General features: G+C 51.8%; 2 tRNA genes, 1 rRNA gene and 1 pseudogene. 1 reads left to right on the forward strand and 3 read right to left on the reverse strand.

Features of this window, described 5'->3' with window-relative positions:
- Position 1: 1 nt before the first annotated feature.
- A pseudogene (locus QO207_RS31365) lies at positions 2–106 on the forward strand (TetR family transcriptional regulator); the annotation flags it as partial.
- Positions 107–342: 236 nt separating this feature from the next.
- Here QO207_RS31365 and QO207_RS31370 read toward each other — a convergent pair.
- From QO207_RS31370 to QO207_RS31380, 3 genes are all read right to left on the reverse strand, one after another.
- Positions 343–418, reverse strand: a tRNA-Ala gene (locus QO207_RS31370).
- A 27-nt stretch (positions 419–445) separates the two neighbouring features.
- Positions 446–522 (reverse strand) — tRNA-Ile (locus QO207_RS31375).
- A 64-nt stretch (positions 523–586) separates the two neighbouring features.
- Positions 587–2,123, reverse strand: a 16S ribosomal RNA gene (locus QO207_RS31380).
- Positions 2,124–2,655 lie beyond the last annotated feature (532 nt).

Consider the following 2,655-nt stretch of genomic DNA (forward strand, 5'->3'; position numbering starts at 1 on the left):
GATCCTCGACGCCGCCCGCGCCCAACTGGCCGAAGGCGGCGCGGCGAGCCTGTCGATCTATGCGGTGGCCGAGCGCGCGGGCATTCCACCGTATGCGCTTCTTCACTTGACCATATAACCCCAAGCAATCTGGTTATTGTCTCGAACGTGAAGACGACATTCGCCGAAAATTCGCGCTTGAACTCGCAAATTTTACCTTGACTTGAATAATCACCAGTGAAAGAGATTATTCAGTCTACTTCTATCACATACCCAAATTTTTAAAGAACAGTTCTGGCACAAAGACCAGACATCAATGTTCGTTCAATCTGAACATTCATGTCTGAGCTTTCGACGATTTAATGGTGGAGCCAAGGAGGATCGAACTCCTGACCTCCTGCGTGCAAAGCAGGCGCTCTCCCAGCTGAGCTATGGCCCCATCGGATCAGCAGCACACCACAACAATTGGTGGGTCTGGGCAGATTCGAACTGCCGACCTCACCCTTATCAGGGGTGCGCTCTAACCAACTGAGCTACAGACCCAATCGTCTAACCAGTGAATCAAGCAATTCGTGTGGGAGCTTATGAAGAAGCTGAGATCTTCGATTAAGGAGGTGATCCAGCCGCAGGTTCCCCTACGGCTACCTTGTTACGACTTCACCCCAGTCATGAATCACTCCGTGGTAACCGTCCCCCTTGCGGTTAGACTAGCTACTTCTGGAGCAACCCACTCCCATGGTGTGACGGGCGGTGTGTACAAGGCCCGGGAACGTATTCACCGTGACATTCTGATTCACGATTACTAGCGATTCCGACTTCACGCAGTCGAGTTGCAGACTGCGATCCGGACTACGATCGGTTTTATGGGATTAGCTCCACCTCGCGGCTTGGCAACCCTCTGTACCGACCATTGTAGCACGTGTGTAGCCCTGGCCGTAAGGGCCATGATGACTTGACGTCATCCCCACCTTCCTCCGGTTTGTCACCGGCAGTCTCCTTAGAGTGCCCACCATAACGTGCTGGTAACTAAGGACAAGGGTTGCGCTCGTTACGGGACTTAACCCAACATCTCACGACACGAGCTGACGACAGCCATGCAGCACCTGTGTTCCGATTCCCGAAGGCACTCTCGCATCTCTGCAAGATTCCGGACATGTCAAGGCCAGGTAAGGTTCTTCGCGTTGCTTCGAATTAAACCACATGCTCCACCGCTTGTGCGGGCCCCCGTCAATTCATTTGAGTTTTAACCTTGCGGCCGTACTCCCCAGGCGGTCGACTTATCGCGTTAGCTGCGCCACTAAAATCTCAAGGATTCCAACGGCTAGTCGACATCGTTTACGGCGTGGACTACCAGGGTATCTAATCCTGTTTGCTCCCCACGCTTTCGCACCTCAGTGTCAGTATCAGTCCAGGTGGTCGCCTTCGCCACTGGTGTTCCTTCCTATATCTACGCATTTCACCGCTACACAGGAAATTCCACCACCCTCTACCGTACTCTAGTCAGGCAGTTATGGATGCAGTTCCCAGGTTGAGCCCGGGGATTTCACATCCATCTTACCAAACCACCTACGCGCGCTTTACGCCCAGTAATTCCGATTAACGCTTGCACCCTTCGTATTACCGCGGCTGCTGGCACGAAGTTAGCCGGTGCTTATTCTGTTGGTAACGTCAAAACAGCAAGGTATTAACTTACTGCCCTTCCTCCCAACTTAAAGTGCTTTACAATCCGAAGACCTTCTTCACACACGCGGCATGGCTGGATCAGGCTTTCGCCCATTGTCCAATATTCCCCACTGCTGCCTCCCGTAGGAGTCTGGACCGTGTCTCAGTTCCAGTGTGACTGATCATCCTCTCAGACCAGTTACGGATCGTCGCCTTGGTAGGCCTTTACCCCACCAACTAGCTAATCCGACCTAGGCTCATCTGATAGCGCAAGGCCCGAAGGTCCCCTGCTTTCTCCCGTAGGACGTATGCGGTATTAGCGTTCCTTTCGAAACGTTGTCCCCCACTACCAGGCAGATTCCTAGGCATTACTCACCCGTCCGCCGCTGAATCCRGGAGCAAGCTCCCATCATCCGCTCGACTTGCATGTGTTAGGCCTGCCGCCAGCGTTCAATCTGAGCCATGATCAAACTCTTCAGTTCAATACTGCTTGGGTTTTGAGAAAACCCTAAACTTGGCTCAGCAATCGCATGCTCTATTTAAAGAGCTAAAACTCTCGAATTCACGAGTGTTACTTGCGTTGCTGATAATCAGTCGATCATCAGTCTTACATCACAAGCACCCACACGAATTGCTTGATTCAACTTGTTAAAGAGCAGTTGGTTAAGGCTTTCGTCTCAACCGAGGCGCGCATTMTACGCCAACCTCATCTTCCGTCAAGCTTTATTTTTCGAAAATTTCTTTTCTACTCAATCGCTTGTGCTTCAGCGAAGGAAACCTTCTCATCAGCGGGAGGCGCATTCTACAGCGATCAAACTCACTGTCAAGCACCTCGGCGACCTTCCTTTCAGCTCACTGCCGGAGCAGCTGCAGAAGGCGGCAAGTGAATCACCTGCCTGACCACCACTCTCACCTTCGAATATCTGTAAGTACTTGATTTTCAAGTTCTTTCAGCGCTTCGTCGCTGGGAGTGGTGCGCATTATAGGGAGTTTAAAAAGCCCGTCAACGACTTT

This window comes from Pseudomonas sp. CAN1, assembly GCF_030462585.1.
GTDB lineage: Bacteria > Pseudomonadota > Gammaproteobacteria > Pseudomonadales > Pseudomonadaceae > Pseudomonas.